This window comes from uncultured Desulfovibrio sp. (assembly GCF_944324525.1).
Classification (GTDB): domain Bacteria; phylum Desulfobacterota; class Desulfovibrionia; order Desulfovibrionales; family Desulfovibrionaceae; genus Desulfovibrio.
Genome location: NZ_CALUWS010000017.1, coordinates 12,365 through 36,854, shown reverse-complemented (window position 1 = coordinate 36,854; position 24,490 = coordinate 12,365). Strand labels below are relative to the sequence as shown.

Here is a 24,490-nt window from a genome sequence, read left to right as displayed (position 1 = left end):
TTCAAGGGAGAGACGATCATGGCTTTTATTTCTTCCGGATACAATCCCGACAAACCGATGGAAGGCCGCATCACCGACATCGGCCCCCGCAAGTATGACGAATTCTTTCCGCCGGTCATCAAGAAGAACTTCGGCAAGTGGCTCTATCACGAGATCCTTGAGCCCGGCGTGCTGATGCATGTGGCCGAGAGCGGCGACAAGGTGTACACCGTCCGCGTGGGCGGCACCCGCACCATGTCCATCACCCATATCCGCGAGATCTGCGACATCGCGGACAAATACTGCGGCGGCTATGTGCGCTGGACCACCCGCAGCAACATCGAGTTCATGGTGGAGGACGAAGCCACCATGAAGGCCCTGCGCGACGACCTGAACTCCCGCACCTTTGCCGGCGGCTCCCACAAGTTCCCCGTGGGCGGCACCGGCGCGGGCGTGAGCAACATGATCCACACCCAGGGCTGGGTCCATTGTCACACCCCGGCCACCGACGCCTCCGGCCCGGTGAAATGCGTGATGGACACCGTGTTCGAGGAATTCAAGAACATGCGCCTGCCCGCCCCGGTGCGCATCTCCCTGGCTTGCTGCATCAACATGTGCGGCGCGGTGCACTGTTCCGACATCGGCCTCGTGGGCATCCACCGCAAGCCGCCCATGATCGACCATCAGTGGGCCGACAAGCTGTGCGAGATCCCGCTGGCCGTGGCCGCCTGCCCCACCGCCGCCGTGCGTCCCACCAAGGCGGAATGGAACGGCCAGAAGGTGAATTCCGTGGCCATCAAGCAGGATCGTTGCATGTACTGCGGCAACTGCTACACCATGTGCCCCGCCCTGCCCATTGCCGACAGCGAAGGCGACGGCATCGCCATCATGGTCGGCGGCAAGGTGTCCAACCGCATCACCATGCCCAAGTTCTCCAAGGTGGTCGTGGGCTACATCCCCAACGAACCGCCGCGCTGGCCCACCCTCACCAAGACCGTCAAGCACATCCTTGACGTCTACGCCGCTCATGCCAACAAGTACGAGCGGCTCGGCGACTGGGCCAACCGCATCGGCTGGGAATCCTTCTTCAAGCTCACCGGCCTGAAGTTCACCCACCACCTCATCGACGATTTCCGCGATCCCGCCTACTACACCTGGCGGCAGAGCACCCAGTTCAAGTTCTAACCCCGGTTCGACGCGACCCCGGCGGCGCATACGCGCCGCCGGGACAGGAGACGAAAATGGCCGACAAAGATGTGATCATCGACTTCCTCAAGGGCAAATCCGCCGCCAAGTCCAAATTCTATTTCAAGGACTTCACCGATCTTTTCCCCGACAAAGGCCCCCGCGAAGTGAAAAAGCTGCTCACCCAGCTGGTCAATGAAGAAGTGCTGGAATTCTGGTCCTCCGGCTCCACCACCATGTACGGCCTCAAGGGCGCGGGCAAGCAGTCCCACGCCGAAGGCGAGGACTAGCCGCTCTCCCAGCCCCGGGATACTTTTTTGCCACACCTTGCGTCAGCATCCGTTTCCACGCCGTGCTGACCTCCACAAAACCGGCGGAATGTGCCTTCCCGCCGGTTTTTTGCCATTGGAGCTGATGGCGATGGCGTATGCGGGGGAGGGGGACCTTTGCAAAGGCCCCCCTCCCCTCGAAACTCTTGCCGGGGTCACTCATAGTCCGGGTGACGCCGTAGTCCCGACTGCGTTTCCCGGTCCCCCGGCGGCACGACGAAAAGGCAAGGCCTGGCCGGCCGTCACCGTTCGCTGTCACGTCACCACGCCCGCGCCCCAGAGCATATCAACACATCGTCCACCATACGCCACCTCCTTTTTTGGGGGAGTAGGGTCACCTTGTGCCGTTGTCTCTCTCGGTAAAAGCGCGCTGGGGAAGGGAAGGGGGCCTGGGGGGAAGAATGGCGGGAACGCCTTTTCTCGCTTCGCTACGGCGGCGACCGAAAGGCGGCCCGCAGGGCCGTGCCTGTTAGGCGACGAAGAGGCCTTACGGGCATCGACAGCAGCGCGAGGGGTTCCTCTTCCCCCCAGGCGGACGTCAAGAGTATCATCGCAGCCGTTGCCGCTGTTGGACTTGCTTCGGGGTGGCTATGTCTTGTATCGTGCCGGGGATGTGCTGTACGGAAGGCGGCATGCCAGCGCAGTCGGGCGAAGCAAGGGGACTGCTGATGAGGACGGGGGAAAAGCTGCGTTACATGGTCACGGCCTTTGCCGTGAGCTTTCTGTTTCCGCTGCCGCTGTTGCCGTATCTCCTCATGGACAACGGTCTGATGATCGGCCTTGCTCGTCTGGCCTGCTCGCTCCTCACGGTGCCGGGCGTGCTGGCGTTGTGCGTCATCCTGCCCCTTGTCTGCGGCTGGCTGCTGGCGGCACGGGCGCATTTCCCGCCCACCTTCGCCGCCAAGTTCCTGCCCCTGCTGCTGCCGCCCTGCATCTACCTTTTTTTGCTGGGCCGCCATCTGCGCGTCCTCCCCACCACCTTTGCGGATCTTGCGGACGGCGTGCGTTTTCTGCTGCTGCCCCAGTACGGTCTTTTTTTTCTTGCCTTCCTTGTCAGGAACCGCAAGCGGGAATCGACGCGGGAGCGCCGCAGGGGTCTTGCCTGCCTGCTGCTGACGGCGGCCGCCTGCTGCGCCGCCGTGGGCGTCGATCTGTATGCCGTGCGGCGCGTCACCTTCTTTGACGATGCGCAACGCATGCGGCCGTACAGTCTCGACGATTTCACGGGCATCGTTCTCCCGGCCGGGCCGCCCTCGCTGTGCCTTGCGCAAAACCAGCCCCTTCTGGACGGCACGCTGGCCGCCCTGCCGCTCTACGCCGCCGCATCCTGGGCCGTGGACGGCGAACGTCTCACCGCCGCCGAACGGCGGGAACGCCGTATGCCGCCCCTGGTGGAGTGCAACGGCCTGCACGGCTGGGAACGGCTGACCGCCGGGGAGATAACCTTCTTTTTCGGGCCGCCGCCGTCAATGCGGCAGCTTGACGAGCTGCGCGCCCGGGGACTGACGCCCGACGTGCGGCCGCTGGCCCGCGAGGCCCTCGTCTTTTTCGTCCGCAAGGACGATCCCGTTACCGGTCTGACCAGCGAACAGCTCCGGCGCATCTACACCGGGGAGATCACCAACTGGCAGGACGTGGGCGGTCGGGACGAACGTATTTTCCCCTTCCAGTATGAAGAAGGGGACGAGAACCAGTTCCTGCTGGAACAGCTCGTCCTGCGCGGGGAGGCTCCCACCACCCCGTTGCAGGAGGAAAGCCGGCTCGATCCCTGTGACAGCGGCCCCGTCCGCCGCGTGGCCGCCTACCGCAACAGGCCGGGCGCGCTGGGCTTCGGCCTGCGGAGCTACCTGGACAAGTGGTTCCCGAACGGGGATGTCCGCCCGCTGGCCGTGGACGGCGTGCCGCCCACGGACGAGACCCTGCGCGACGGCAGCTATCCGCTCAGCCTCCCCCTCTGCATGGCGAGCTGCCGCCCGCTCAGCGCCGAAAGCCGCGCCTTCCGGGACTGGCTGCTCGGCCCCGAAGGCCGCGACCTCATCCGCCGGGCGGGCTATCTGCCGTGGGACGGCGGGAACGACAGCGGAAGCGACGACACAAAGGAACGCAAGGATACGAAGGAGAACGCCCAATGATGACGCGGGGATATCTTCGCTATGCGCTCATGGCCACGGCCCTGGGCTTCGGGGTCCTCATCATGATCGTGGGCGGCCTGTTGATCCTCCCCTACCTTTTTATCTCCCCTTTCCGCTTTCTTCCCGACAACTTTTTCATCACCTTGCTGGCGATCTGCTGCGGCTTCATAGGCGGCCCCTACTGTCTCCTCCTCGCCGTTACGAAGCTGGGCTCCTGGCTGGCCGCCAAAACGCCCCTGTCGTACTCCGTATCCGCCGGACTGCTCCCCCTGCTGATCGCGACCCCCGCCCTTGCCTTCCTGCCTGCCGGGCTGGGCGTGCTGCCGAGCCGTTTGCCCTTCACGTTTAAGGATCTGGACATGCTGGGTTTCCTGCTGTTATCAGCCTGCCTGCTGGCCTGCCTGCTGTACGCGCTGTTCCTGCTTGCCTTCTGTCTCTGCCACCGCGCACGGAAATGGACGGAAATGCACGGAGAGGGAGAGCGGTCCGCCGCCGCGAGCGACACAGGTACGATGGCGCGGGCCTATCGCCGCTATCTGGTCGCAGCCGTTGTCGTGAGCATCCTCTTCCTGCCGCTCTCCACGTTGCTGGGCATAGGCTTGTGGGATAGCTTCTCCATGCTGAGCATCGTTTTCTGGTCCTGCACCCCGGCGGCGTGCGGCTACTGGCTGGCAGCCCGCGCACAGCCCGTAGCCGCCTTCTTTCCCGGCTTCAAGCCGCTCCTGCTGCCGTCGCTGCTCTTCCTTTTCCTCTCGCTACCGAGCGGTTTTTTCTTCTCCAGCCTCCTCGTGCGCGATGCCGCTCAGTGGATGCTGGTTTTCCTGCTGACCTACGTCCTGTTCCTGTCGTTTTTTGCGGATAAACGAATAGCGTACAAACGAAGAAAGGAGAACATCCGATGACGCGGGCATATCTGCGCTATGCGCTCATGGCCGCGCCTCTGGGCTTCTGGCTCCTGTTCGCGAGCATCGGCCTCGGCTGGGGCGGCATGCTGGGCATCTTTTACTTTCTGCGGCTTGTCCCCACGTGGGCGATCCTCCCTTGCCTGCTGGGCATCCTCGTGGGCGGCGCCTGCATTCCCCTGATCGCCGTGACGGCCCTGACTCGCCGCATGGCCGCCGAGGCGCCCCTGTCGTGCTCCGCATTCGCCGGACTTTTCCCCTTGCTGTCGCCGCTCCCCGTCCTTGCCGTCATACTTTCCAACCGGGATTATCTTGTATTCCTGGAAGAGCTGCTGCCGCTGCTTGCCGCCGGCCTGCTGTATGTGCTGTTCCTGCTTGCCTTCCACCGCCATAGTCGTGCACGGAAAACGGCGGCGAAGCACGGGGAGCAGCCGCCCACTTCCACGAACGGCAAGAGCACGGCGGCACAGGGCTATCCGCGCTATCTGGGCACGGTCGTTGCCGCAAGCGTTTTCTTTCTGCCGCTTTGCACGCTGCTGAACATGTTCGTTGTGAACGGCGTTCTTTTCACCCTCACCGACAGCTATCTGTTCTTCTTCAATAACGGTGCGCCGTTCCACCTGAACCGCGCTCTTGTTTCGAGGTTGGGAAGTGGGCTTATCGTCGCTCCGTATCTCTGCAACGCGGCCATCGCCTGCTGCAGCCTCACCGTACCGGCGGCCTGCGGCGGCTGGCTGGCGTCCCGCGCGCAGGCGGCATCCACCTTCAGCGCCAGATATCTGCCGCTTCTCCTGCCGCCGCTGATCTTTCTTTCCATCCTGCTCCTGCACGTTCGTGCGTCCTTCGGCTCTGTCTCCGTCTACCTGCTGGCAATGCTGGCCTTTCTGCTGACCTACGGACTGTTTCTGTGCGCCTTCCGCCTGTGGAGCCGTTCCTGTGCGCCTACGCGGGGCCGCCGCGTGGGCGTGGTCTGTCTGCTGCTTGCGCTTGTCCCGTTCTGCGCGGGTCTTGCCGTCAGTCTGTCCGCCGCGCACGACACCCTGATCACGGGAGATCACGATGCCGTCGGCACAGGGGACAACTGGGACTTCCGGAAGAGATTTTCCCCTGACACGCCGGGCAATGCTCTGGCGCTGCCCGCCGCGCCGCCCTCGCTGCGCCTTGGCGAAAACCTGCCCACGCTGAGTGGCGTGAAGTCCTCCAGGCCCCTGTACGCCGCCGCCTTCCAGGCCGTGGCCTGCCTTGGCGAGGACGGTCGCCTCCTCTCCGAGGAGATCCTGTCCCGGCGCGTGAAGCAGGCCCGTCTCTCATCCAGGATGGATACGCCGGACTCCGTAGACATTTTTTTCGGGCCGCCGCCGTCAAAATATCAGCTTGACGAGCTGCGCGCCCAGGGGCTGACGCCCGATGTGCGGCCCGTGGCCCACGAGGCCCTCGTCTTTTTCGTCCACAAGGACAATCCCGTAAGAAACCTGAGCAGCGAACAGCTCCGGCGCATCTACACCGGGGAGATCACCAACTGGAAGGAAGTCGGCGGCCGGGACGAGCGCATCCTCCCCTTCCAGCATGAAAAATGGGGGGAAAACCAGCGTCTGCTGAAACGGCTCGTCCTGCGCGGCGAGGAGGCCGCACCGCCCCTGCGCGAACGAGGCTCAATGGGGCCATCCCGTGATGTGGCCCGCTACCGCAAGCGGAGCGGCGCGCTGGGCTTCGGCCTGCGCTGGTATCTGGGCCAGTGGTTCCCGGACGGCGACGTCCGCCCGCTGGCCGTGGACGGCGTGACGCCCACGGACGCGAGCCTGCGCGACGGCAGCTATCCGCTCATCGTGCCGCTCTGCCTGATCGCCTGCCGTCCGCTCGACGACGACAGCCGCGCTTTCCGGGACTGGCTGCTCGGCCCCGAAGGCCGCGACCTCATCCGCCGGGCGGGCTATCTGCCGTGGGACGAGGAAAACGATGGGACTGCCGAAAACGGCGGCGACACGGCGGCCCACGAGAGCCGCGGGAGCCGCGGGGACAACGAGGACGCGGAGGAAGAACGATGATGGAAACGAGATCTTTTTCCTATATCCCCATGAGCATCGGCTGTGCTCTTCTGGCACTGTTCGCGGGATTCGCCATCTCTTTCGCCCATGACCTGCTGCGCTATGACGTGTTCGCGCCGCACGTCCTGGCGTCCTTCTGTCCTTTCTTCTTCGTGCCGATATATGCCGGTCGCCTGCTCCGAGCCAAGGCCCCCCTCGCGCTCCCGGCAAGACTGCTCCCTCCGCTGGCGCCGCTGCTGATGCCGCTGCTGTATCTCCTGGTGGCGCTTCCTTTCCTGACGGCTTCCCTGTTCGCGGGGGAGGACGTGATCGGCGTGCAGACGCTGCTGTTCGTTTTGCCGTACGGACTGTTCCTGCTTGGCCTTTTCACCGGCCCCGCGCCGCGGCGACCGGAAAAGGCGGGAAGGGACCTCGTCCGCTATCTGGTCATGGCGGTCGCCGCGACCGTCCCGCTGGCCCTGAGTCTGGGCTGCATGACCGCGCCGCTGCTCCTTTTCCTCGGTCGGGAAGTATACGGCCTGTCCGACGGCACGTCATGGCTGCGCTCCTCCTCGTCGCTCTCCCTCCTGGGCTTTGCCGTCGCGCTGGACTACGGTCGCTGGCTGGCTTCCGGGGCGCCTTTTCGCGCCACCTTCGCCGCGCGCTATCTGCCCCACCTGCTGCCGCCGCTGCTGTTTCTTTCCCTCAGTCTTTATTTCATGCGCACGGACCACTCCGTGCCCCTGCTCCTGTACCAGTCCACGGGGATAGCCTCCCTGCTGATCTACAGCCTGTTTCTTTTCGGCTTCGGCTGCGAGGCCCGCACCTTGGGACAGGAGCCGACGCGGGGACGCCGCGTGGGCGTGGCCTGCCTGCTGCTCGTGCTCGTCCCGCCTTGTGCGGCCTATACGGTCAACATGGTCTCGCTGACGCGGGGGAACTACAACAGCGTGCATGATGTCATCCCCTCGCTGAACTGGGAGTTCGCCCAAAAGTATTTCCCCCGTGAGGAAGATAACGCCCTCACGCTGCCGTCCGCGCCGCCCTCCCTGCGCCTCGGCGCAAGTCCGAGCCGTCTGGACGGCACGCTGGCCGCTCTGCCGCTCTACGCTTCCGCCCTGCAGGCCCTGACCTGCCTTGACGAGGACGGCCGCCTCCTCTCCTGGAGGGAACGGAACGAGCGGCTGACGCGGGAACGTGTGGAATACAGCAAGCGCTATGAGCAGCAGCGGCTGGCCGCCGTATCGACCGACATCTTTTTCGGCCCGCCGCCTTCACGGCGGCAGCTTGACGAGCTGCGCGCACAGGGGATCACGCCCGATATGTGGCCTGTGGCCCGTGAGGCCCTCATCTTCTTCGTCCAGAAGGACAATCCAATCAGCAGCCTGAGCAGCGAACAGCTCCGGCGCATCTACACCGGGGAGATCACCAACTGGAAGGAAGTCGGCGGCCGGGACGAACGTATCCTCCCCTTCCAGCATGAGGCGGAGGACGAGAACCAGCTCCTGCTGGAAGAGCTCGTCCTGCGCGGCGAGGCCGCCGCTCCCCCCTTGCGGGAAGACTATTTGCCGTTTTCGTCCAGCGATCTCCCTTCCGCTCGCGTGGCCCGCTACCGCAAGCGGGCGGGGGCGCTGGGCTTCGGCCTGCGCTGGTATCTGGGCCAGTGGTTCCCGGACGGCGACGTTCGCCCGCTGGCCGTGGACGGCGTGACGCCCACGGACGCGAGACTGCGCGACGGCAGCTATCCGCTCATCGTGCCGCTCTGCCTGATCGCCTGCCGTCCGCTCGACGACGACAGCCGCGCTTTCCGGGACTGGCTGCTCGGCCCCGAAGGCCGCGACCTCATCCGTCGGGCGGGCTATCTGCCCTGGGACGGCGGGAACGACAGCGGAAGCGACGACACAAAGGAACGCAAGGATACGAAGGAGAACGCCCAATGATGACGCGGGGATATCTTCGCTATGCGCTCATGGCCACGGCCCTGGGCTTCTGGCTCCTCTGCGTGAGCATAGGCGGCGTCTGGGGCGGCCTGGAAGTGGGGGTGAACTGCCTTTTCAATCTTTTCGGCGTGTCGATCTGGTTTCCCCTGGTGTACGTGGAGGTGTTCGGCCTGTTCATCCTCTACACCAGCATCTCCTTCGTGGCGGCCCTGGGCCGCGGGCTGGCCGCCGAAGCGCCCCGGGGATGCTCCGTATCCGCCTTGCTCCTCCCCCCCGCTGTTGCCGCTCCTCATGCTTGCTTTCATCCCCCCGGCCACGGAGAAGCTCCGCTCCCTGCTCCAACCCCCGTGGGCAAGACCCTTCGATCTGTTGCTGCTGCTTGCCATCGCCCTGCTGTATGCGGGGTTCCTGCTTGCCTTCTGCTTCCACAGCCACGCACGGAAAAGGGCGGAAGGGCACGACGGAGAAGAGCGGCCCGCCGGCGACGGGACGAGGACAGTGTGGTATCAGATCGCGGCCGTTACCGTGAGCGTGTTTATCCTGCCGCTCTGCACCCTCCTGAACCTGTTCATCCTGGACGAAGCGTTTTTCGTCCTGAAAGGCGGCTCTCTCCTCATCCAGAATAGCGGCATCCCCCTCGAGCTTGCGTCTGAACTTCGCTGCCCGCCCGGTGAGTATCCCCTCCTCGCGGCGGTCGTCTGTTTCAGCCTCACCGTACCGATGGCCTGCGGCGCATGGCTGGCGGGCCACGCACGGACGAGATCCACGTTCAACGCCAGATATCTGCCGCTCCTGCTGCCGTTGCCGCTGTTTCTCGTCTTCGTGTTCGTATGCGCCCGCATCCACTTCGGCCCCGCCCACCTCTACGGCCTGCTGACGGCGTCCTTTCTGCTGACCTACGGCCTGTTCCTGCTTGCCTTCCGCCTCGGGATCCGCGCCTGTCCCCCCGTGCGAGGCCGCCGCGTGGTGGTGATCAGCCAGTTGCTTGTCTTCGTCCTGTGCTGTGCGGCCGTTGCCGTCGATCTGCATACCATGTTGCGGGATACCGTCAGCGGCAAGGACGATGCCCTCGACAAAACGGTGTTGTTGCAGTTCTGGGAGAGATTTTCCCCCGAACGTGCGGGCAACACGCTGGAGCTGCCCGCCGCGCCGCCCTCGCTGCGCCTTGGCGAAAACCTGCCCACGCTGAGCGGCGTGAAGTCCTCCAGGCCCCTGTACGCCGCCGCCTTCCAGGCCGTGGCCTGCCTTGACGAGGACGGACGCCTCCTCTCCGAGGAGGTCCGATCCCGGCGCGTGAAGCAGGCCCGTCTCTCATCCAGGATGGATACGCCGGACTCCGTGGACATTTTTTTCGGGCCGCCGCCGTCAAAATATCAGCTTGACGAGCTGCGCGCCCAGGGGCTGACGCCCGATGTGCGGCCCGTGGCCCACGAGGCCCTCGTCTTTTTCGTCCACAAGGACAATCCCGTAAGAAACCTGAGCAGCGAACAGCTCCGGCGCATCTACACCGGGGAGATCACCAACTGGAAGGAAGTCGGCTGCCGGGACGAGCGCATCCTCCCCTTCCAGCATGAAGGATGGGACGAGAACCAGCACGCGCTGGAAGAGCTCGTCCTGCGCGACGAGGAGGCCGCCCCTCCCCTGCTGGAACAACCCTCGATGGGGCTGGCCCGTGACGTGGCCCGCTACCGCAAGCGGGCGGGGGCGCTGGGCTTCGGCCTGCGCTGGTATCTGGACAAGTGGTTCCCGGACGGAGATTTCCGCCCGCTGGCCGTGGACGGCGTACCGCCCACGGACGCGACCGTACGCGACGGCAGCTATCCGCTCAGCCTCCCCCTCTGCATGATCTCCTGCCGCCCGCTCAACGCCGAAAGCCGCGCTTTCCGGGACTGGCTGCTCGGCCCCGAAGGCCGCGACCTCATCCGCCGGGCGGGCTATCTGCCGTGGGACAGAGAAAGTCCGCAGCAGCCGTAATCCATACTTCGCAACCAGGAGAAAAATTTTATGCAGGCACTCAAATACCTTTGCTATGCGCTCATGGCCGCCGCGCTGGGTTTCATTTCCCAAGTCATGCCACTAGCCGCATGGCTGATGACGAGGTTTTTCAGAAAGAATATTTTTTTTACCGACGCCCAACTTGCCCTGCTCGCCGCGGCAATCTTTGCCGTTTCCCTCGGTCTGCCGATATTTTATGGCAAACGGCTGGCCACATGGGCTCCGCGTCCCAGCTCGCGCACGGCAAGGCTCTTTCCCCTGCTGTTGCCCCTGCTCTTTTTTTCAACGTCGTTATCGAGTTCGGCCGGCCGGATAAGCTGCTTTTGGTCTATCTGACGCCGTATGCTCTGCTCCTCTTTACCTTTTGCCTCAGTTACCGGCGGGAACAGCGCAAAGAGAAGGCCGCATCCTGCCGCGACACGAGCCCGGAACAGGAAAAACAGACATATCCCCACTATCCGCTCATGACGGTGAAGATGACCTTCTTTCTGCTGCTGAGTCTGGCCTTCCTGCTCCCGGCGCTGTTTTTTGTCTGTGGTGTGGCCCCTTCGGAAAACAGCTCCCCCTGGTGGCATTCGATAATCATGCCGCCGTTCACCCTGGCCGGCATCGCCATCCCGCTGCTTTGCGGTCACTGGCTGGCGTCCGAAGCCCCTTTCCCCTCCACCTTCAGCGCACGCTATCTGCCCTTCCTGCTGCCGCCGCTGCTGTATGCCGCCTTTGCCCTGTACGGCCTGTTCTTCATGGATTTTTTCAAGCCGTTTCTGCAGTACAAGGCGACGGGAATGAGCTTTCTGTTGGTCTACTGTCTGTTCATTCTGGCCTTCTGCTGCTCAAAACGCACACGGTAGCCCGTCGGGAAGGCCGCAAAGCAGGGGAACGTCCGGTGCGGCCCTCTGCATGATCCCCTGCCGCCGGCTCGATGCGGAAAGCCGCGCCTTCCGGGACTGACTGCCCGAACCGACGGCCGCGACCGCATCCGCCGGGCGGGCTATCCGCCGTGGGACGGCGAGAACGGCGGCGGGCGCGGCGATAAAAAAATTTTTTCGCCGGAGCCTTAACAAGTCCGGTGGCGGACTTATCATACTGAGACCGGGTGCGGCACGGCGCACCGTCGTGTTTTCGCCCAGGGGGAGCTTCAGCCGTATGCAGTCGCGGGATGCCATTCGCGCCATCAAGGAACGGCTCAACATCGTGGATATGGTGCGCCGTTATGTGGAGCTCAAACGCAACGGCCCGCGCTGGGTCGCGCCGTGTCCCTTCCATCAGGAGACCAAGCCGTCCTTCTCCGTCAATGAGGAACAGGGGCTGTTCTATTGTTTCGGCTGTCAGGCCTCGGGCGATCTGTTCGATTTTTATGGCCGCATCAACGGCCTCGATTTCCGTGAGACGCTGGAACAGCTTGCCGCCGAAGCCGGCGTGACGCTGGAGCGCGGCCCGGCGGATGCCGGACGCCGGCAGCGGGACCGGCAGGAACGTTCCGCCCGGCAGCAGATGCTGCGCATGTCCGAGATGGCGGCGGCCCACTTCGCTGCGGCCCTCAAGGGCAAGGACGGCGAGGAATGCCGCGCCTATATGGAACGGCGCGGCCTGTCGCCGGACATCGTGGAGCGTTTCGGTCTGGGCTGGGCCCGACGGGACTGGCAGTCCCTGGCCGGGGCCCTGCAACGCGGCGGCTTCTCGGAAAAACTCGCCGTGGAGTGCGGCCTGCTGGGTCAGTCGGACAGAGGACGGGCCTATGACCGCTTCCGCGGGCGGCTCATGTTCCCCATCAAGAACCTGTCCAACCAGATCATCGCCTTCGGCGGCCGCATCATCGCCGACGAGGACGAGGCCAAGTACATCAACAGCGCGGATACGCCCATCTACAAGAAGGGGGACCACCTCTACGGTCTGGCGCAGGCCCGCAAGGGCATCACCACTAAAGGAAAGGCGCTTCTGACCGAAGGATATATGGACGTCCTCACGCTGCATCAGTTCGGTTACGACAATGCCGTGGGCGTGCTGGGCACGGCGCTCACCCCGGAGCAGATCAAACGCCTTTCCGGCTTCACCTCCCGCCTGGTGCTGCTCTTTGACGGCGACCGCGCCGGACGCAAGGCGGCCCTGCGTTCCTGCGAGATGCTGCTGACGCGGGGGCTGGCCTGTACGGTGGTGCTCATGCCCGACGGCGAAGACATCGACAGCCTGCTGCGCACGCAGGGGCCGAAGGCCTTCGAGGCCCTGTTGGACAAGGCCCCGGACGGCCTGCGCTTTTGCGTGGACGTGCTGCGCACGCTGGCCCCGCGCGAGACCGTGGAATGGGCGCGCCATTTCCTCGCGCAGGTGGAAGTGCCGGAGCTGCTCAGCCAGTACGCTTCGCGGCTGGCCACCCATCTGCAGCTTTCGGAGGAGCTGCTGCGCGAGGGCCTTGCCCTGCGCCGCCCCACCGGGCAGCCGCCCGTCGCCCGTCCGGCGGAACGGCAGCGGCGGAACATGCGCGACGTGCAGATCATGCTGTTTGCCGTGCGCTACCCGCAGCGCCTCAACGACCTGCGGAACATCGGCGCGGACCTGGCCCTGCAATCGGCATCGGCCCGCGAATTTTGGGACACCATTGAGCAGTGGGGGCCGGAAGAGGCTCCCTATCATCTCAGCGAACGACAAAGGAAATTCTGGTTCGAACAGCGCGAAGGCCCGCACGCCGCCCCGCTGGATTCGGGCGATAACGAATTCCAGTGTCTGAAAGATCATTTGGACGCCTATTACGCTTCTGCGCAAAAGTCCTCTGTTTCCGCGGCCTTACAAAAAAATGCCGGCACAGGTGACTTTGCGGCGGATTTGGAGTATCTTCGCGCGTTGCAGGAAACTAGGGAGAAGCGGAATGAATAATCTTAAAGAAATCCAGCAGATACAATCCCTCATTGCCAAGGGCAAGGATTCGGGCTTCCTGACCTTCGACGAGGTCACCAAGGCCCTGCCCGTGGAAATGAATATCCGCTTCGAGGAGATCATCGGCATCTTCGAAGAGCTGGAGATCGTCATCGTCGATTCGGAGAAGGAAGGCAAGAAGATCGCCGCCACGCCGACCGAAGTGGATGACGATGAAGTGGGCAACCTCGACCTCGTGGAAGACGAGGAATCCGCGGACTACTCCTCCCGCAGCACCGACCCCGTGCGCATGTACCTGCGCGAAATGGGCGCCGTGCCCCTGCTTGACCGTGACGGTGAGGTGGTCATCGCCAAGAAGATCGAACTGGGCGAACAGGACGTGCTCTACGCGCTGGTGGAAGTGCCGGTGGCTGTGGAAGAGCTCATCAACGTGGGCGAAGACCTGCGCCAGAACCGCATCAAGCTCAAGGACGTGGTGAAGACCATCGAGGAAGACGACCCCAGCGAAGACGAGATGAACCAGCGCTCGCGCGTCATCCTCCTCCTGGACGAGATCAAGGCCGTCTACAAGAAAAAACGCAAGATCTACAAGAAGCTGGACGACTGCAACACCCTTGAGCGCCGCGTGACCTCCACCCAGAAGGAGATTATCAGCTACAAGGAGGAGATCGTCACCCGCCTGCGGGACATCAAGCTGGAAAAGACCCTCATCGACCGCATCATCGAAACGGTGGAGGACTACGTCCGCCAGATGCACAACTGCCAGCGCGACCTTTCCGCCTATATCCTCTCCACCGGCCGCACCCAGCAGGAGATCCAGGCCATGTTCGACGGTCTGGAAAAGCGCGAAGTCAATCCCAACGACGCCGCGCGCGACCTCGGCCTTTCCGTGGACGAGCTTTTCTCCTTCAAGGAAATGATCCTCGGCAAGATCGAGATACTCAAGCGCCTGCAGGAAAAGTGCTGCCACAACGTCACGGATCTTGAAGAAGTGCTCTGGCGCATCAAGCGCGGCAACACGGCCGCCATGCGCGCCAAGCAGGAGCTCATCCGCTCCAACCTGCGTCTGGTGGTCTCCATCGCCAAGAAGTACACCAACCGCGGCCTGCAGTTCCTCGACCTCATCCAGGAAGGCAACATCGGCCTCATGAAGGCCGTGGACAAATTCGAGTACCAGCGCGGCTACAAGTTCTCCACCTACGCCACCTGGTGGATACGGCAGGCCATCACCCGCGCCATCGCGGATCAGGCCCGCACCATCCGTATCCCGGTGCACATGATCGAGACCATCAACAAACTCATCCGCACCTCCCGCTACCTCGTGCAGGAGCTGGGCCGCGACCCCACGCCGGAAGAGATCGCCGAACGCATGGAATATCCAGTGGAGAAGGTCAAGAAGGTGCTCAAGATCGCCAAGGAACCCATTTCGCTGGAAACGCCCATCGGCGACGAGGAAGATTCCAGTCTCGGCGATTTCATCGAGGACAAGAAGGCCGTGGCCCCGGCCGAAGAGGTCATCAACACCAAGCTCAGCGAGCAGCTCGCCGCCGTGCTGGCCGACCTCACGCCCCGCGAGGAGCAAGTGCTGCGCAAGCGCTTCGGCATCGCCGAGAAGAGCGACCATACCCTTGAGGAAGTGGGCCGCCTCTTCAACGTGACCCGCGAGCGTATCCGGCAGATCGAGGCCAAGGCCCTGCGCAAGCTGCGTCATCCCGTGCGCAGCCAGACCCTGCGCACCTATTACGACAACTGATACGCCTTCGGCGCGTGTCCGTCCCGGCAAAAGCCCTGCGTGCGACGCCGCGAGACGGATACGCGCCGTCAGCAGGATGTGCCCCGGCTGTCGACGGCTGCCGCCGGGCCATACTTCCCGGGACCTGCCCCCGCAGCCATGCGCCCGGCAGACAGGTTTGCGGTATGCCGCCGTACCGGAACAGCGTTTTTCAACCTCCAGAGGCTGTCATGTCCGTTTCCTCCCTCCTGCTCGGACGCCTGATGCGTCATCTGCCGTTGTCGTTCCTCGTCGTCGCCCTGCTCTGCGCCGCTCCCGTCATGGCGCGGGACCAGGCCCCGCCGCCCGGTACGGCGCTCGTTGCCGCCGCACAGGACGGCGCCGAGACCGGAGCCGAGGCCCCGGCCGTCCCCGCCGTGCAACGCCCCGCCCTGCCGCCCCTTGCCGCCTCACCGCAGGCGGCCGTGGCCGTCTGTCTGGACGGGGATACCCTCAAACTCACCAGCCGCCGCACGGTCCGGCTGGCGGGCATCGACACCCCGGAAATGGGCAAGCGCGACAAGAAGCCGCAATATTACGCCCGCGAGGCGCGGGAGATCCTCAACGAGCTTGCGCGCGGTCAGGACGTCACCCTTTACCAGCCTTCCAACAAGCAGCAGGACAAGTACGGCCGGCTCATCGCCGACGTCTGCCTGCCGGACGGACGCTCTCTCAATGCGCTGATGGTGGAAGCCGGGGCCGCGTTCTTCTATCCCCATGCCGACCTGGATCCGGCCTATCAGGACTGGCTCAAATCTCTTCAGGCGGACGCCATCCATGAGCGCCGCGGCATGTGGGCCTGGATCCTCACCCAGCCCCTGGCCCTCAAAAGCTATACCGGCAACAAGGAAAGCCGCCGCTTCTTCCCGGCCGCCTCGCAGGAAGCGCAAAGCATCAAGCCGCGCAACCGCGTGCATTTCGGCACGCTCATGGACGCCTTTCTGGCCGGCTACGCCCCGGCGCGCCGTACCAATCCCTGGCCGGACGCGGAGGAAAAATGATGCGGGAACAGTCTGACCGGCAGCCTCTTGCGCAGGAGACCGCGCTGGTGGTCTTTTCCGGCGGACAGGACTCCGCCACCTGCCTTGCCTGGAGCCTTGCGCGCTTTGGCCGCGTGCTGACCCTGGGCTTTGACTACGGCCAGCGACACCATGTGGAACTGGATTGCCGCCGCCGGGTCCGCGAGGCCCTTGCCGCCCTTTCGCCCCGCTGGGCCGAGCGTCTGGGCGAAGACGTGCTGCTGACGCTGGATACCTACCGGCAGTGCGGCGAAAACGCGCTGACCGCCACCGGCACGCCTGACGCCGCGCCTCTCGGCGCGACCGCCGCCGACGGCCTGCCCAATACCTTCGTGCCGGGCCGCAATCTGCTGTTCGGCCTTCAGGCGGCCATCTGGGCTTACGAGAAGAACATACGCCATCTGGTGCTGGGCGTCTGCCAGAGCGATTCCTCCGGGTATCCCGACTGCCGGGACGACAGCATCAAGGCGCTCCAGCTTGCCCTCAATCTGGGCATGGACACGCACTACGTCCTCCACACGCCGCTCATGTGGCTGGACAAATGCGGCGCCTGGCAGCTTGCCGAACAGCTCGGCGGCACGGCCCTTGTGGACGCCATCGTGGAAGAGAGCCATACCTGCTACGCCGGGGAGCGCGGTACGCGCCACGACTGGGGCTATGGCTGCGGACAATGCCCCGCCTGCCGTCTGCGAGCCCGGGGGTATGCCGCCTACAAGGCCGCCTGTGCGGATGCCCTGTCCCAGGGAACGCCCCATGCCTGAGCGCCGCCGCCTCAGCGCCGCCGAAGGCGTGCAGGCCGCCTGCATCCTCTTTGCCCTGAATACGGAAGAGGCCGCCATCCTGCGCATGCTGCGCCAGTGCGGCTTTCCCCCTGCCCTGCTGGAAGAGGAAAGCGCCGGCCTGTGTACGGAATGGCGGGCCTTCGTCCACGCCGCCGTCACGGCGGCCCTCATGCAGCATGCGCCTGCGGAGGTCGTGCTGAACTATCTGCGGCAGACTCATCAGCTCCTGCAGGGAGAAACGACTCCCGCCGGCCCTTCCCCCGCGAAGGATGGAACTGCCGGGGAGGAAGCCGGCACAACGGCGCTCACGGAAGCCCTGTCCCGCTTCGTGGACGGCCCCTTTTCCGCCTATATGCCCCTGCTGGCCCAAGCCGGCCCGCAGGGCTGCCCGGCCCTCTTCTACCGCCGTTCAGGCGCGGAACTCCCCCAGGCTGAGGCGCTGGCCGCGCAGGCCCGCCTTGCGGCCGTCATGGCCTTGCTCATCAGCACGCTCAACGACAAGCTCGACGCCTACGACATCCTGCCTGAAGCCAGGTAAGGCCCTGTTCACTCAATTTGCTATTTGTTTGGAGGGAAGGGGAAGCCCTCGCTCTGCTGTCGATGCCCGTAAGGCTCCTGCGTCGCCCAACGGGCACGGCCTACGGCCGCCATTCGGTCGCTCCCCTTCCCCCAAGCCCCTCATCCCTTCCCCAGCGCGCTTTTACCGGAAAAGGATCAGCGTCACGAGGCGACCCTGCCCCAAAAGCAAGCGGAGCGTGCAGAGTTTATTTTCCTTCTCTAGTGAAATTATTTGTAAAATTTATGTCACCACGCCCTAAGCCCCCGCCGCGGCTGCCGTCAGGCCGCCCCGCTGGAGCAGGCACATGCCGGGGACGGCGCGCAGTAGGCATTTTCCGTTTGGAACGCTTCGCGTTGCAAACCATACGGCCTAGCGTTTCGTGGAAAAAGCGCGGTCATCCCGCTTGGTTTGGGCAGGGCGGCCCCGACTTTGTCGCTGTGCTGCCGCGCATCGTATCTTTTTCAAAGAGAAAACGCTCTATTGTTCGAGGAGCTGCAGGATCATGTGCGGGAAGGCATTGGCCTGCGTGAGTATGGCGCTGGCGGAATGCATCAGCACCTGATTGCGCACGAAGACCGTCATCTCCTCAGCCACATCCACATCGGAAATGCGGGACTCCGCAGCCTGGAGGCTTTCGGCCTGCACATTGAGGTTGGTTATGGTGTTTTCCAGCCGGTTCTGCAGCGCCCCCAGATGCGCACGGATCCTGTCCTTGGACACGATGGCATTATCGATGGCCACCAGGGAGCGTTGCGCCGCCTCCTGCGTCGAGCTGGTGTAGCCCGCGGCGATGCCGCCGCGCCCCGCTCCCGTCACCCGCTCGATCCAGGTGGTCTCCACCCGGGTGGCGACCACCGGTTCAAGATTGTCGATGATGGCCTTGTCCGCGGGATCGGTAGGATCCAGGGCTGTGCCCGCGGGATTGTTGGGCTCGGTGACCAGCTCCGTGCCCATCTCGTCCGGGCTGTAATATATCTTGCCTGTCCGCGTGTCCCTGAAAAGGAAATATTTGTCGGGGATCTTCTGTTCCGAGATCTCCAGCACATGGTCCGGGATAGGCTCCAACCTGTCGATGATGGGCTTGTCGGCCGGGTTGCCGGCATCCAGCGCGACGTTGTGCGGGGCGAGCACATTGGTGATGAAGATGTCCTTTCCGCCGTCCGACAGCGTGTAGTACTTTTGCCCGGTGACCGGATCCCGGTAATTGTCGTAGGTCGTGTTCACCGGTTGCTGCGAGGGATCCGGCACCAGGCTGTTGATGATGGGCAGATCGGTGGGATCGTTCCTGTCCAGCGCAAGAACCTTTCCCTTCGTGTCCTTGTAGAAGGTCTGGCCGCCGTCGTGCGTATAGTAAAGGGTGCTCGTGGCCGGATCCTTCCATACGGCATAGGTCTTTGAGATGGTGGCCGTCATGTTGAGCTTCTGCAGCCTGGCAACCACGGTGGCGTAATCGGGGTCGCCGGCATCCAGACGGCTCCCCTTGGGGTCGGTGGGATCGTCAAAAAAGGTCGCGCCGCCGTCGTCGCTGTACCAGCGCCTGTTGCCGTTGCCGGTATCCTCGTACACGGAGCAGTCCACACTGCCGGACGTCAGGCGGCCGACGATCTCCAGATTGGCGATGGCCGCCGCATCCTTGGGGTCATCGGCGCTCAGGGCGATGTCATCGGGTTTTCTGACGTCGGTGATGAAGTTTTTCCCGTCGTCGGTGTAGTATTTTTTTCCTGTCGTCTTGTCCTCGTAGGTATCGTAGCCATGCGAGGTGGCCGTCCGTGTGGGGACGGCCACAAGCCGGGAAATGAGATCCTTGTCCGCCACGGGGTCAAGAGCCGTTGCGTTCGGCTTGGTGTGATCCGCGACGAAGGACTTCCCGCCGTCACGGGTATAGTACACTTCGCCGCTTTGCGGATCTTCGTACAGCTCCCAAACGGTCAGGACGGTCGGCTGGTAGACGAAGGCCGTCACCATGTCCGGCTTGAGGCTGTCGATGATGGCCCTGTCGTCAGGATCTTTGGGGTCCAGCGCGCCGCCGGCGGGATCGGACGTGCCGCTGGTGAACGTCTTGCCGTCATTATAGCTGAAATAGCTTTTGCCGTCGGGAGTCCGGTAGGCCTTCCAGCTGATGGTGAACTGCACCTTCGTGTTCGTGGACTCCAGACGGTCGATGATGGCCTTGTCGGCCGCCTTGTTCGGATCCAGCACCTTGCCGATGGGGTCAAGAGGATCCGAGGTGTACTTCCCATTGTTCGCGGGCCATGAGTTCCGAAAGTATTTTATCTGGGTGACCGGATCCCTGAGGACGATGTAGCTGATGTCCCGGACATATTCCGCCTGCTTTGTCTTCAGCCGCTCGATGATCTCCACATCCGTTTCCCAGTCCAGCGCACTGCCGCCGGGATCGCGCAGGTCGGTGAACCAGTAGTTGCCATCCGTATAATACTTGTTGCCGGTATCGGGATCCACATATTCGACGTAATCCGTCCCCTGCGGCGTGAACGTCTTGTGCTCCCGCGTGACGGTCTCCACCTTCTCGCGGGTGACGGTGGGCCCCGTAGGCTGCGCCGTATTGCCGCCCCCCAGGGCGGCCGCCGTGCAGTTGCCAATCGTGATGTAGTAATAGTCTTCCGCCGAGTCGTTGGCCGTGCCGAAGTGGACTTTCAAAGCGCCGCGGGATGTCAGGCCGCTCCCGTCATGCCTGCCGGAAAGACTGCCGTCCAGCAGCTTCACCCCATTGAAATCGGTGAAATTGGCGATGCGGTCGATCTCCGAAGCCATTGCCTGATATTCGGATTCGATCATCAGGCGCTGTATGGAGTCATAGGTGCCGGTCGCCGCCTGCTCGGCCAGCTCCTTCATGCGGATCAGCTTTTCGTCGATGATTTGCAGGGCCCCGTCCGCGACCTGGATCAGGGACACGGCGTCGCAGGCATTGCGCGCCCCTGCCCGAGCGTCTGGATGTCCGCCCGTATGAGCTCCCGGATGGCCAGTCCGGCGGCATCGTCCGCGGCCCGCTCCACGCGCAGGCCGCTGGAGAGGCGGCGGACGGAATCGTTCAGTCTGCCGTAATGCGCCCGCAGCTGACGGGAAACGCCGTTGGACATCACATTATGATTGGCCGAAAATGCGCCCATCCCGTCCCCCCTTCTCCCTCAGATCCGGCAGGCTGTCCTTGCGGCAAAAAAACTCTCCCCCGCCTGCCCTGACAGCCCGGATCTGCCGGCAGGCGCGCCCCCCGACTCACAGACGCTGCGCTGACCGCCTCCCGGACTGCATCCCTTCCTGTGGACGGCATCGTTCACGATGCCGCCGCCATGCCATCCCTTCCTGTATGCAAAATATCCGCAATACATCCAGTATGATACATTTTATTCGGTGCAATACACCTTAAAATAAGACATAAGACTCCATACAAAAATGAAGATACTGTTTTACTTACTCCTTTTCCTGCAAAATGTACAGATAAGCAAAAAAACTGTATCCATATAAAACATTTTGTTAACAAATCAGGAAGATTCCGGCATCAGCGTACGCCGTAGCACGCAGCGGCCTTCCTGCGTCCCCCTCTGCCGCAAAAGAGCACATCTCTTTATAACTGCTTGATATTCAAAAATATCCCTACAATTTACCAACTGAGAACCGTTGCTTCAAACATTACAAAAAAGTTCTTTTCTTTGACGGCGGCTTGGTATAGAATTACTCATGAAGTTTTCATGTTCAACAGCATGGCCTCATGGTATGGGGCACCGGCATGGAGTGTTTCCCCATACTGTTGAATCATTCAGGAAAATTGCGGGAGAGTTGTCGTGAAAATCGCATCTGTCAAAGCGCGTATTCTGCTGGGGCTCATCATTCCACTGCTTGTCATGGCGGGCGGCGTTGCCGGCGTCGCCATCTGGAAAATGCGTGATACCGCCCTCAGCGATTTTACCGCCAAATCCCAGCAGGAGCTGGAGCTCTTTGGATTTTACATCGATCAGATGCTCAGCAACGCCACCTTCACCGCCGAAGGGCTGGCGCGTTCGCCTGTGATCAAGAACAGCATGGGCAAGTTCCCCACCTTCCGGGACAGCAAGCAGGACACGCCCTACAAATTCGACGATCTTCCTCCGGATGCCAAGGCCATCGCCACCGAGCTGCGCAACATGCAGGAGAGCAATCCCAATTACCGGGAAGTCTTCATCGGCTACAAGGATGGCGGCTATGCCATGTCCTTTGCCGAGACCCTTGTCCCCGCCGGGACGGACATGTCCAAGCGTTCCTGGTACCTCTCCTGTACGGCCAACCCCAAGGATTCCTCCCTGGGCGAAGTCTATCAGAACATCAAGGGGGACATGGTCGTCTGCGCCACCACCAAAGTCAAGGACGACAAGGGCCAGCTCATCGGCGTGCTCGGCATCGACCTTGCGCTGACCAATCTGACCAAGACCATCGGCGCGATGCGGCTCGGCGACAGCGGTCGCTTTATCCTCATCGAGCACACGGGGCGGCTCATCTGCTCCCCCCAGACGCCTGACCTTGTGGGCAAGGTCATCGGCAAGGATTTTCGCCATGAGGCGCTCGAACGCCTGCAGAACAGCCCGGACGGTCTCTACCGCATCACCATCGGCAAGACCGATGTGATGGCCATGAGCATCACCACCCCCTTTGGCTGGAAAATGGCCTTCGTGGAAGATGTGGCCGAGATCTATTCCTCCGCTGACGAGGCCATGCTGACCATCGCCGTCGTCAGTCTCATCATCACGCTGGCCATGATCGTGCTGGGCCTTGTGCTCGTGCGCTCCATCACCCGGCCGCTGGATCTGCTCGTCGGCTATGCCAACGAAGTGGCGGGCGGCAGGCTTGAGGCCCAAGTGGACTCTCGTCACTTCTTCGGTGAGCTGGGCCGCCTCTACCACGCGCTGGAGGACATGCTCAACAACCTGCGCAAGTTCATCAGCGAATCCCGCCAGCAGACCGAAGAAGCGCAAAAGCAGACCGACATCGCCAAAAAGGCCGTGGAAGAAGCGGAAGAAGCCCGCAAGCGCGCGGAAAATGCCAAGCGGGAAGGCATGTTCAATGCCGCCAATCAGCTTGCCGGCGCCGTGGGCATCATTTCCAGCACCTCCACCCAGCTTGCCCGTCAGGTGGAGGAATCCACCAGCGGCGCCGAGCAGCAGGCCCACCGGGCCATGGAGACCGCTACGGCCATGAACGAAATGAACGCCACCGTGCTGGAAGTGGCCAAGAATGCCGGCGAAGCCGCGGAGATGTCCGCCAATATGCGCCATTGCGCCGATGAAGGCGCGGAAATCGTACGCCAGGTGGTCAAGGGCATCGAAGATGTCCAGTCCATTTCCCTGACGCTCAAGGAAGATATGGCCCAGCTCGGCGAAAATGCCCGCTCCATCACCCAGATCATGAGCGTCATTTCCGACATCGCCGACCAGACCAACCTGCTGGCCCTCAATGCCGCCATCGAGGCCGCCCGCGCCGGGGAGGCCGGGCGCGGCTTTGCCGTGGTGGCGGATGAAGTCCGCAAGCTGGCGGAAAAGACCATGGCCTCCACCAGCGAGGTGGGCAACGCCATCAACGCCATACGCAACAGTACGGAAAAGTCCATCCGTCAGGTGGATGTGGCCGTGGAAAGCATCGCCCGCGTTACCGAGCTTTCCAACCGCTCGGGGCAGGCTCTGGAACAGATCGTCAGCATGGCCGAACAGTCCGCCGACGAGGTGCGCGCCATCGCCACCGCCGGCGAGGAGCAATCCGCCACCAGCGAAGAGATCAACCGCTCCATTGCCGACATCAACAACATTGCCACCAGCACGTCCAAGGCCATGCAGCAGGCCGCGCAGGCCATCACCGAGCTGGCGCAGCAGGCACGGAACCTCGACAGCGTCATCGAGGATATGAAGCGGGCCTGATCGCCGCAGCCCCGGCCGCACGGATCGCTTCCTTCCCGCACGCAACAAAAAAAGCTCCTTCGGGAGCTTTTTTTGTTGCCGGTGGCGGACATGGAATCCATACGGCGGACGGTCAGACCGCCAACAGGCGCGGTTCGTCCGGCCGCATCCGGCATTTTTCGCGCATTTTCCAGGTCAGCCGCACGCGTCAGGCCGCGTGCCCCGGCACGATATATGTTGGAGAGGCTTTTCCCTTTTCCGCCGCTGACGGGCCGCCCGCGCCGGCAGCGACCGAAAGACGGCCATAGGGCCTGTCGACACGAGTTGCCGTCTGTTTGAGGGCCCCCCGCCAGTGGAGCGAAGAATTCCCTTTTCCAAAGAGAAGCAATGGCTAGCCTCAACAGGCCCTAGTCAAAGTCATAGTAGAGCTTGAAGAACTTCTTGTGCACATCGAAGGACCAGTGCTCGATGCGAAAAATGCTCATGGCGGCGGCCTTGTTGCCGTATCTCACGGAATCGATGAAACGACGGTGCGTCTCGAGGTTGAAGGCCTCCCACTCGTAGGAATAGCTGCGGCGGGGAAAATCGTACAAACGCCTGCGCAGATAGATCAGGGTCTGATCCAGCAGCGTGTTTGAGGAAAGATTAAGAAAGATATTGTGGAAACGTATGTTCTCCTCGTAGTATTCCACGTAATTCTCGTCCTTGAGCAGATTCCACTGCCGCTCGTTGGAGGCCTCGAATTCCTCGACATGGCGCGGCGTCAGTTTTTCAAACACTTCGTTGAGGCAATCCACCTCGATGGCGCCGATGATCTGGTAAGCGCTCCTGATGAACTCGGGCGTGATGGGGTTGATTTGTACGCCCTTGCGCGGAAGGATGGAGACGAAGCCCTCGGCCTCAAGTCGAATGAGGGCGTCACGCAGGGGGGTCTTGCTGACGTTGAGCCGCTCGCAAATGATGTCCTGATCCAGAAATTCGCCATACCGCAATGTTCCCTCGCTCATGGCGTCCTTGAGGTACTGATACACCTGTTCGCGCAGGGAATCCTGCCGGGGCGCGGGGGAGGCATCCTGCTGCCGGGGAGCATACGAGCGTTTCATGGATAAACTCCGTTGGATTA

The 24,490-nt window shown here is 62.9% G+C and carries 16 protein-coding genes and 2 pseudogenes; 15 read left to right on the top strand and 3 right to left on the bottom strand.

The features are described 5' to 3' along the window. Window positions 1–18: 18 nt before the first annotated feature. The 14 genes from dsrB (at window position 19) to Q0K12_RS06075 (ending at window position 17,467) form a co-directional block, all read left to right on the top strand. Complete coding sequence (gene dsrB / locus Q0K12_RS06140) at window positions 19–1,164, top strand: dissimilatory-type sulfite reductase subunit beta (protein ID WP_297261055.1); 1,146 nt, start codon at window positions 19–21, stop codon at window positions 1,162–1,164. A gap of 56 nt (window positions 1,165–1,220) precedes the next feature. Then, the gene (locus Q0K12_RS06135) at window positions 1,221–1,454 is read left to right on the top strand and encodes a dissimilatory sulfite reductase D family protein (RefSeq protein WP_297229766.1); all 234 of its coding nucleotides are present in this window, start codon (window positions 1,221–1,223) and stop codon (window positions 1,452–1,454) included. 707 nt (window positions 1,455–2,161) lie between these two features. Further along, window positions 2,162–3,625, top strand: coding sequence for a substrate-binding domain-containing protein (locus Q0K12_RS06130; RefSeq protein WP_297261053.1), 1,464 nt, complete (start codon window positions 2,162–2,164; stop codon window positions 3,623–3,625). Beyond that, complete coding sequence (locus Q0K12_RS06125) at window positions 3,622–4,527, top strand: hypothetical protein (RefSeq protein WP_297261050.1); 906 nt, start codon at window positions 3,622–3,624, stop codon at window positions 4,525–4,527. Before Q0K12_RS06130 ends, Q0K12_RS06125 begins: the two co-directional genes overlap by 4 nt. Beyond that, on the top strand, window positions 4,524–6,572 hold the full coding sequence (locus Q0K12_RS06120) for a substrate-binding domain-containing protein (protein WP_297261048.1): 2,049 nt from the start codon (window positions 4,524–4,526) through the stop codon (window positions 6,570–6,572). Before Q0K12_RS06125 ends, Q0K12_RS06120 begins: the two co-directional genes overlap by 4 nt. Beyond that, complete coding sequence (locus Q0K12_RS06115) at window positions 6,569–8,491, top strand: substrate-binding domain-containing protein (protein ID WP_297261046.1); 1,923 nt, start codon at window positions 6,569–6,571, stop codon at window positions 8,489–8,491. Before Q0K12_RS06120 ends, Q0K12_RS06115 begins: the two co-directional genes overlap by 4 nt. Before the next feature lie 291 nt (window positions 8,492–8,782). Continuing rightward, window positions 8,783–10,465, top strand: coding sequence for a substrate-binding domain-containing protein (locus Q0K12_RS06110; RefSeq protein ID WP_297261044.1), 1,683 nt, complete (start codon window positions 8,783–8,785; stop codon window positions 10,463–10,465). A gap of 30 nt (window positions 10,466–10,495) precedes the next feature. Then, window positions 10,496–10,822 (top strand): hypothetical protein, encoded by a 327-nt coding sequence (locus Q0K12_RS06105; RefSeq protein ID WP_297261042.1) that lies wholly within the window; start codon window positions 10,496–10,498, stop codon window positions 10,820–10,822. Further along, on the top strand, window positions 10,810–11,337 hold the full coding sequence (locus Q0K12_RS06100) for a hypothetical protein (RefSeq protein WP_297261040.1): 528 nt from the start codon (window positions 10,810–10,812) through the stop codon (window positions 11,335–11,337). Before Q0K12_RS06105 ends, Q0K12_RS06100 begins: the two co-directional genes overlap by 13 nt. Before the next feature lie 295 nt (window positions 11,338–11,632). Beyond that, the gene (dnaG, locus tag Q0K12_RS06095) at window positions 11,633–13,357 is read left to right on the top strand and encodes a DNA primase (protein ID WP_297261038.1); all 1,725 of its coding nucleotides are present in this window, start codon (window positions 11,633–11,635) and stop codon (window positions 13,355–13,357) included. Next, entirely contained in the window at window positions 13,350–15,110 is a 1,761-nt protein-coding gene (gene rpoD / locus Q0K12_RS06090) for an RNA polymerase sigma factor RpoD (RefSeq protein ID WP_297261035.1), read from the top strand. Before dnaG ends, rpoD begins: the two co-directional genes overlap by 8 nt. A gap of 209 nt (window positions 15,111–15,319) precedes the next feature. Further along, complete coding sequence (locus tag Q0K12_RS06085; RefSeq protein ID WP_297261033.1) at window positions 15,320–16,129, top strand: thermonuclease family protein; 810 nt, start codon at window positions 15,320–15,322, stop codon at window positions 16,127–16,129. Continuing rightward, window positions 16,129–16,908 carry a 7-cyano-7-deazaguanine synthase QueC gene (gene queC, locus Q0K12_RS06080; protein ID WP_297261082.1) on the top strand — a complete coding sequence of 260 codons (780 nt, stop codon included), beginning with the start codon at window positions 16,129–16,131 and terminating at the stop codon, window positions 16,906–16,908. The genes Q0K12_RS06085 and queC overlap by 1 nt, the downstream gene beginning before the upstream one ends. Beyond that, window positions 16,901–17,467 carry a serine/threonine protein kinase gene (locus Q0K12_RS06075; RefSeq protein ID WP_297261031.1) on the top strand — a complete coding sequence of 189 codons (567 nt, stop codon included), beginning with the start codon at window positions 16,901–16,903 and terminating at the stop codon, window positions 17,465–17,467. The genes queC and Q0K12_RS06075 overlap by 8 nt, the downstream gene beginning before the upstream one ends. Before the next feature lie 498 nt (window positions 17,468–17,965). On the opposite strand, the pseudogene Q0K12_RS06070 reads toward Q0K12_RS06075, so the two are convergent. After that, a pseudogene (locus Q0K12_RS06070) lies at window positions 17,966–18,274 on the bottom strand (flagellin); the annotation flags it as partial. Between the two features lie 1,770 nt (window positions 18,275–20,044). Beyond that, window positions 20,045–20,616: pseudogene (locus Q0K12_RS06065) on the bottom strand (flagellin); the annotation flags it as partial. A gap of 672 nt (window positions 20,617–21,288) precedes the next feature. On the opposite strand from Q0K12_RS06065, the gene Q0K12_RS06060 reads away from it, so the two are divergent. Continuing rightward, window positions 21,289–23,388, top strand: coding sequence for a methyl-accepting chemotaxis protein (locus Q0K12_RS06060; protein WP_297261029.1), 2,100 nt, complete (start codon window positions 21,289–21,291; stop codon window positions 23,386–23,388). Window positions 23,389–23,774: 386 nt separating this feature from the next. On the opposite strand, the gene Q0K12_RS06055 is transcribed toward Q0K12_RS06060, so the two are convergent. Next, a complete protein-coding gene (locus Q0K12_RS06055; RefSeq protein ID WP_297261027.1) occupies window positions 23,775–24,470 on the bottom strand; it encodes a GntR family transcriptional regulator in 696 nt (231 codons plus the stop codon). Between the last annotated feature and the right edge of the window lie 20 nt (window positions 24,471–24,490).

Bases quoted from the DNA above. Each gene is read 5' to 3' on its own strand.
- dsrB (WP_297261055.1), top strand. From the start codon at position 19: ATGGCTTTTATTTCTTCCGGATACAATCCCGACAAACCGATGGAAGGC.
- Q0K12_RS06135 (WP_297229766.1), top strand. From the start codon at position 1,221: ATGGCCGACAAAGATGTGATCATCGACTTCCTCAAGGGCAAATCCGCC.
- Q0K12_RS06130 (WP_297261053.1), top strand. From the start codon at position 2,162: ATGAGGACGGGGGAAAAGCTGCGTTACATGGTCACGGCCTTTGCCGTG.
- Q0K12_RS06125 (WP_297261050.1), top strand. From the start codon at position 3,622: ATGATGACGCGGGGATATCTTCGCTATGCGCTCATGGCCACGGCCCTG.
- Q0K12_RS06120 (WP_297261048.1), top strand. From the start codon at position 4,524: ATGACGCGGGCATATCTGCGCTATGCGCTCATGGCCGCGCCTCTGGGC.
- Q0K12_RS06115 (WP_297261046.1), top strand. From the start codon at position 6,569: ATGATGGAAACGAGATCTTTTTCCTATATCCCCATGAGCATCGGCTGT.
- Q0K12_RS06110 (WP_297261044.1), top strand. From the start codon at position 8,783: ATGCTTGCTTTCATCCCCCCGGCCACGGAGAAGCTCCGCTCCCTGCTC.
- Q0K12_RS06105 (WP_297261042.1), top strand. From the start codon at position 10,496: ATGCAGGCACTCAAATACCTTTGCTATGCGCTCATGGCCGCCGCGCTG.
- dnaG (WP_297261038.1), top strand. From the start codon at position 11,633: ATGCAGTCGCGGGATGCCATTCGCGCCATCAAGGAACGGCTCAACATC.
- rpoD (WP_297261035.1), top strand. From the start codon at position 13,350: ATGAATAATCTTAAAGAAATCCAGCAGATACAATCCCTCATTGCCAAG.
- Q0K12_RS06085 (WP_297261033.1), top strand. From the start codon at position 15,320: ATGTCCGTTTCCTCCCTCCTGCTCGGACGCCTGATGCGTCATCTGCCG.
- queC (WP_297261082.1), top strand. From the start codon at position 16,129: ATGCGGGAACAGTCTGACCGGCAGCCTCTTGCGCAGGAGACCGCGCTG.
- Q0K12_RS06075 (WP_297261031.1), top strand. From the start codon at position 16,901: ATGCCTGAGCGCCGCCGCCTCAGCGCCGCCGAAGGCGTGCAGGCCGCC.
- Q0K12_RS06055 (WP_297261027.1), bottom strand. From the start codon at position 24,470: ATGAAACGCTCGTATGCTCCCCGGCAGCAGGATGCCTCCCCCGCGCCC.